Source organism: Ochrobactrum sp. XJ1, assembly GCF_024701725.1.
Taxonomy (GTDB): Bacteria; Pseudomonadota; Alphaproteobacteria; order Rhizobiales; family Rhizobiaceae; genus Brucella; species Brucella anthropi.
In genome coordinates this window covers 1-5,774 of sequence record NZ_VDGD01000043.1, presented here as the reverse complement: position 1 = coordinate 5,774, position 5,774 = coordinate 1, and the positions used below count along the sequence as shown (strand labels likewise).

The following is a 5,774-nucleotide window of genomic DNA, read 5'->3' as shown; positions in this document are numbered from 1 at the left end:
GGATGAAATCTAGCGGGGGTCAAAATTGAATAAGTATTCGCCCGCTAGTGGGGTCAATATTCCACGCCGAAACACAATCCATTCTGTCGGTAAGCCTATTCTTGTCGGAGATCGGTCGGCCTGTATTGGCGTTCAGAGTTGCACTGGGCTATCTGTTCTTTCCTGCATTTGAGCCAAATCAAGTCCCGATAGCCTTACATATGGAAAAATGCGGAACTGGGCCGTCTCGCGCAAGGAGGAAATGCCCTTGTCCCACATCGTTGTGCTCGGTGCCGGCCTTGGTGGCGTCATGGCCTATGAAATGAAGGAGAAGATGTCGTCGTCCGACAAACTGACGGTCGTCAATCTTGGTTCGGTTTATTCTTTTGTCCCGTCCAACCCACGGGTGGCTGCGGGTTGGCTTAACCCAGAGGTTGGGCGAAATATAGTTTCAATATCAGTCACTTCTACGTGGACAATCGAGCTTCAAATGCTGCCTCACGCTTGAGGGAAAGATATATTTCTGCTGATGTCGGGAAGCACGGCCTAGGAGTTCATTTGGAAAATATGAATTTTGCTTCAAAGCCGTCTTCCTTGCCAAATGCAGGGGAGAATAGTTCTAACCGACCGCCTGCTCCACCTGCAATTGTTCTGGCAATGGCAAGACCAAGCCCCGCACCACGCACCAGAGCCTGGCCGCGCTCGAACGGCTCGCTCAACCGAGCCAGTGTTTCGGGAGGCACGGTGGGGCCGGCATTGATAACACGTAAAACACCTTCGGCGGTTAGGAATACGCTGATCGGCATATTCTGTGCGCCGTGTTTGAGTGCGTTTTCGATCAGGTTTCGCGCCAGTATGGCAAAGGCATCCGCATCTATGCTCTTAAGCACCGGGTAATCAGGGAGAGTCATTTCGATGCGACCGACAGCATCGGTAGATCCGTTGAACTCGCCTACAACTAATCGAAGGATTGCAGCAATATTTACTGGCTTTTCGGCAAGGAGCCGTCCGCCCTCGGCTCTTGCCAACTGCATCAGCTTTTCTGTCAAGCGGGAGAGGCGGCGTAGCGCCGTTTCCATGTCCTGCGCACGTTCGCGCGTGGTAGCATCGGGCGCCTCGACGATTAGTCTTTGCGACTGAGCGAGCGCCGCTGCCACAGGCGTGCGCAATTCGTGAGCCGACTTGGCCGCAAGACTACGTTCGGCTTCTAGGGTCAGTTTCAGCCGGTCCAACAGCCGATTTACCGCTTTGGCAACAGTGTCAATTTCGGAGGGAAGCCCATTTACGGCAACCGGATCCAGATCTCCGCCGCCACGCGCCTCGATCTGATCGCGAAAACTGCGCACCGGAGCCATGGAAAGACGTACGATGAGCCAGACACCGATCAAGCCAAGGAGGACGGCTAGGGTGAGAGGTACGGCAAGCGTGTATAATATGTGCATCGCCGTTTCGCGCCGGTGGGAGAGGGGTTCAGCGACAGTAATTGTGAGGCTACCCTGCATTGCGGCGTCGGAGTAGAGCCTGTGAGTTGGCGTGCTGCTGAAACCCATTATTGAATAGGGCGGAAAAATGGTCACATCCGCATTATGTGAACGCATCTGTACGGTTCCGGCTGCGTCACGGACCACATAGGTGAAATATTCGTCGTGTTGGCGCAGGGTCGCCACCCGCTGTTCGGTGTCGTCGGCATCGCGCCCCAGAATCTCGAGCGCCGCGACCGGCAGAATACGTTGCGCCGTTTCTTCGAGGGCGCTGTCAAAGGCCTTATTCAGCTCGTGGCGCAGAAGGTGTGCTGTCACAATGGTGGTAATGACCCACAGCAGGGTCGCACCGAGTCCGAGCCAGAGCGAAAGTCTCCATTGCAGGCTCTTCGGTTGTATCATTTCGCGTTTCCAAGCCGATAGCCGATGCCGCGAACCGTGTCGATGATCCCGTGCCCAAGCTTTTTACGGAGGCGGCTGACATGGACCTCAATCGTATTGCTCTCAACTTCCGACCCGAAGGCATAGAGCCGGTCTTCGAGTTGCGACTTGGTCAATGCAATGCCGGGTCGCTGCAAGAAGGTTTCCAGCAGCGCCCATTCGCGGCTGGTCAGTTCAATGGTGCGTCCCCCTTGCCTCACTGTCTTGGCGGCCAGATCGATCTGGAGGTCGCGCATTTCGACCAAAGGGTTGGGATTGCCGCTATAGCGTCGTGCAACAGCGTTCAGTCGCGACGAAAGCTCTGCCAGATCGAACGGTTTGATCAGGTAATCGTCGGCCCCGGCGTCGAGACCTTCGATCCGGTCGGAAATCTGATCCAGCGCCGTGAGAATAATGACTGGCGTGACGCTACCTTTGGCGCGAAGATTGCGCAAAAAATTGATACCCAGCCCGTCGGGAAGCATCAGGTCCAACAGGATTAGGTCGTAGACTGCCGAGCTGACATGCTCGGTTGCGTCGTCGAGGCGGGTCACCCAATCCACGGAATGGTTGACAGCGATATGGTCGCGAACGGCCTTGCCCAGGATTATATCGTCTTCGATCAACAGGACGCGCATCCAATAGCCCCTTTTATTCGATAGAAAACGGGAACCCGTGTCGTCTGGTCAGATGCGAACATATTCTAACTGAAGCCGTAAGCTGTCATTCCTCTGACGTCATATCCTTGCCAGCTTCAGCTGTTCGTCAGAAATGGCTGGCATTGTTCTCTTCAAAGAGCATTGATCAGGAACAATGATATGATGGTAAATTACCTTGCGGCAATCTCCTTCTTAATGATCGCAGCAGGAAGCGGCGTGGCGCGAGCCGATGATGACTGCCATGTATCGATGGACAAGTGGCAATCCAGGGACGCGGTTCAGGCCATGGCTACCTCTCGCGGCTGGGCCGTGGCGCGGATCAAAATCGATGACGGCTGTTATGAGGTCCGTGGCTCCGACAAAACCGGAATTGCTTTCAGGGCTAAAGTTGATCCGGCTACGCTTGCTATAGTCAAAATGAAACATAAGGATCGCGAATACGATCACGACGATGACCGCCACCGCAAATCAAGACATGACGAAGAACAGCGGTCAGGCGCTGTGCCGGACACGCCCTCCAGCCCCTTGCTCGAGATAAACTCACTGCCAAATGTCGTCGTGAAATAAGCCATGGCGCTTACCATTGAGAGCGCCTTCATCCAAGGAAAGACTTGTTATGCCTCGCAGTCCTGATCGTTATTCAAAGAGCATGGTCGTGATTCACTGGCTCACCGCCGCGTTGATCCTCGGAGCATGGTTCACGTCGGTGGGTGGACGCAGTATGGCGGAGAATCCTCCTTTCTTGCATTTTTCTCTAGGGCTTGCCGTACTCGTGCTTGTGTTACCTCGTCTCTTTTTGCGGCTTTCCGGTGCCGCGCCGTCAGAATCCCCGGCGCAAGGCACACTTGCCCTTGCGGCAAAGGCGGGCCATGCAATCCTCTATTTGCTGCTGATCGCCTTGCCGTTCAGCGGCTGGTATGCCGCCTCGCGGATGGGAGTAGCGATATCCTTCTTCGGCCTTTCCGTGCCAGCCATTACGGCCCCAGTGCAAGGCTCCCCCGGATTGATCGCCGAATTTCATGAGAATGCCGGCACCATTATTCTTTATCTGGCCGGCCTTCATGCGCTGATAGCGATATGGCACCAGTTCATTCTTCGCGACGGTACACTTAAGCGTATGTCGCTGCACCGATAGCTGGCGGATTTACTGTAAATGCTTGACGCGGCGGACCTGCTGGCAGGTCCGCCGTTTTCGTTTATCGCGGTTTGGAGCGGTTCATTTCTTACAAAGCGCTGAAGCAGAAACCGCATCGGTGTCAGGTGGTGTTCAGCTCTTCTTGCGAGAGTAGCGGGCATAAGCGCGGATCGATCGAGGTCCGCGTGCCGTTTCTTTGAAAGAGGCAGACTGGCATGAAAGCACTTCTTGCCGCATTGGCAATGACCACTGCGCTTACGCTTCCGGATATCGCAATGGCCCGGCCCGTAACACTGACAACGACGCTGAACAGTTATGGCGGTGACGGCGCGTATCTCGCTTATTACATCATGGATGCTGAGGGTAAATATGCCGGTAGCCTTTGGATGGCTGGCGGCAAATCCAAATATTACGAACACCTGTCCGGATGGTATCGTGCAACGGGTGGTAATACGAGCGAGATCAACGGTATCACCGGCGCGAGTGTCGGTGCGGGTCGTACGCTTGAAATCACAGTTGATTTGGCCGACGCGTTTTTTGATGCGGGCTACACATTGCACGTCGACGCTGCTGTGGAAGACATGCGCGACAGTCCCAATGAGGTGGTTATACCACTCTCATCCGGCGGTGCGAAAGCTCCAGTCAAAGGACGGCGTTACATCGCAACAGCCGATTATTCTCTTTAATCGGTGACCGCCATGTTCCGAGTTATCCATCGTTGGGCGGGACTTCTTCCCGCGTTGCTCCTGATTGTGCTCAGTATCAGCGGTGCAGCCCTGTCGATCTTTCCCGCTGTCGAAAGTGTCTCGTCTCCACAGGGGGAGTTGACACTTTCGACCGCCGATCTGGCGGCGCGTGTTCAAGCGGTCTATCCGCAAGTAGAGCAAATCCGGCGGACGCCGTCCGGCCGGATGACGGCCTATTGGTTTGATAACGGTGCGCCCCGGGCGACGGTCATTGACCCCTCTACTGGTCAGGGTGTCGCGTCCGCCGATCCCAATCCGGTCGAACGCTGGCTGACAAGTCTGCATCGTTCGCTCTTTCTCGATGATAGCGGCCGCATTGTCATGGCTGCTGGTGCTGCCGCCATGCTGGTGCTGAACCTGACCGGGGTGGCGCTTGTCGTACGACGGGTCGGAGGCTGGCCGCGCTGGTTTTCGCGCCTGCGTGGCCCGCTTTCCGGGCGTCTGCATGTCGAAATCGCTCGGCTGGCCGTAGCGGGACTTTTCCTTTCGTCTGCAACGGCCCTGTGGATGACGGCTTCCACCTTCGATCTCTTGCCGGACGGCGCGGTGTCGCCGGTCATGCAGACCGAGGCAAGCGGCCGGACCGGAGCGCTACCGGCTACGATCGAACCGTTGCGGCAGATTCAGGTTGCGCAATTGCGCAGCCTGTCATTCGCCGATCCGTCTGACCCCACGGACATTCTCACCCTCAAGACCGACCGGGGAACCGGTTATATCGATCAAGGCACGGGCGCGCTTCTCGGCTGGAGCGATCTGACTGGGTGGCGACGCCTGTCGGAAACAATCTATATGCTGCATACAGGACGGGGGGCTTCCGTTCTGGGGCTGCTCCTTGGCCTGATGGCTCTTGGCGTTCCGGTCATGGCGGGTACGGGCGTTTTTCTCTGGTCCGACGGGCGTCGCGGAAGGCCGCGCATTCACGAAAACTGTGCTGCAGGTCGAGCGGAGACAATCATTCTCGTCGGCAGTGAAGGCGGTAGCACATGGGGTTTTGCAGCAACATTGCATGCGGCGCTGTCCAATTCTGGCCAGACGGTTCACGCTGCGCCGATGTCGGCCTTTGATCCAGGCCGTTATCGGCAGGTCCGGCGCATTATCATTTTGGCCGCTACCTATGGCGAAGGCGATGCGCCCGCTTCGGCCAAGGGGTTCGTTGAAAGGCTCTCGCTTCAGGCAGCGGATTCGGCAATTCCGCTGGTTGTCCTCGGGTTCGGCGACAGTAGCTTTCCTGCCTACTGCGGTTTCGCGCGGGCGGTGACGGAGACGGCGCATGCCGCCGGATGGAGAATGCTCATACCCTTTGACACAGTGGACCGTCAGTCGCCGCAGGCTTTTGCCCGATGGGGGCGGACAC

7 protein-coding genes are annotated in these 5,774 nt (G+C 56.7%); 5 read left to right on the top strand and 2 right to left on the bottom strand.

Translation table 11 applies throughout. From position 1 onward, the window contains the following. Positions 1-247 precede the first annotated feature (247 nt). Positions 248-487: a hypothetical protein gene (locus FG152_RS26925; protein WP_143851086.1), complete on the top strand. Its 240-nt coding sequence runs from the start codon at positions 248-250 to the stop codon at positions 485-487. A gap of 46 nt (positions 488-533) precedes the next feature. Here FG152_RS26925 and FG152_RS26920 read toward each other — a convergent pair whose 3' ends face one another. Beyond that, the gene (locus FG152_RS26920) at positions 534-1,862 is read right to left on the bottom strand and encodes a sensor histidine kinase (protein ID WP_036586919.1); all 1,329 of its coding nucleotides are present in this window, start codon (positions 1,860-1,862) and stop codon (positions 534-536) included. Beyond that, positions 1,859-2,518, bottom strand: coding sequence for a response regulator transcription factor (locus tag FG152_RS26915; RefSeq protein ID WP_105529393.1), 660 nt, complete (start codon positions 2,516-2,518; stop codon positions 1,859-1,861). Before FG152_RS26915 ends, FG152_RS26920 begins: the two co-directional genes overlap by 4 nt. A 180-nt stretch (positions 2,519-2,698) precedes the next feature. On the opposite strand from FG152_RS26915, the gene FG152_RS26910 reads away from it, so the two are divergent. The 4 genes from FG152_RS26910 to FG152_RS26895 form a co-directional block, all read left to right on the top strand. Then, positions 2,699-3,106 (top strand): PepSY domain-containing protein, encoded by a 408-nt coding sequence (locus tag FG152_RS26910; RefSeq protein WP_235994273.1) that lies wholly within the window; start codon positions 2,699-2,701, stop codon positions 3,104-3,106. Between the two features lie 49 nt (positions 3,107-3,155). Then, on the top strand, positions 3,156-3,674 hold the full coding sequence (locus FG152_RS26905) for a cytochrome b (protein ID WP_036586922.1): 519 nt from the start codon (positions 3,156-3,158) through the stop codon (positions 3,672-3,674). Positions 3,675-3,889: 215 nt separating this feature from the next. Then, entirely contained in the window at positions 3,890-4,360 is a 471-nt protein-coding gene (locus tag FG152_RS26900) for a DUF2271 domain-containing protein (RefSeq protein ID WP_036586923.1), read from the top strand. A 12-nt stretch (positions 4,361-4,372) separates the two neighbouring features. Further along, positions 4,373-5,774, top strand: a 1,402-nt coding sequence (locus FG152_RS26895) for a PepSY-associated TM helix domain-containing protein (protein ID WP_498989413.1), incomplete at its 3' end; no start/stop codon positions are given.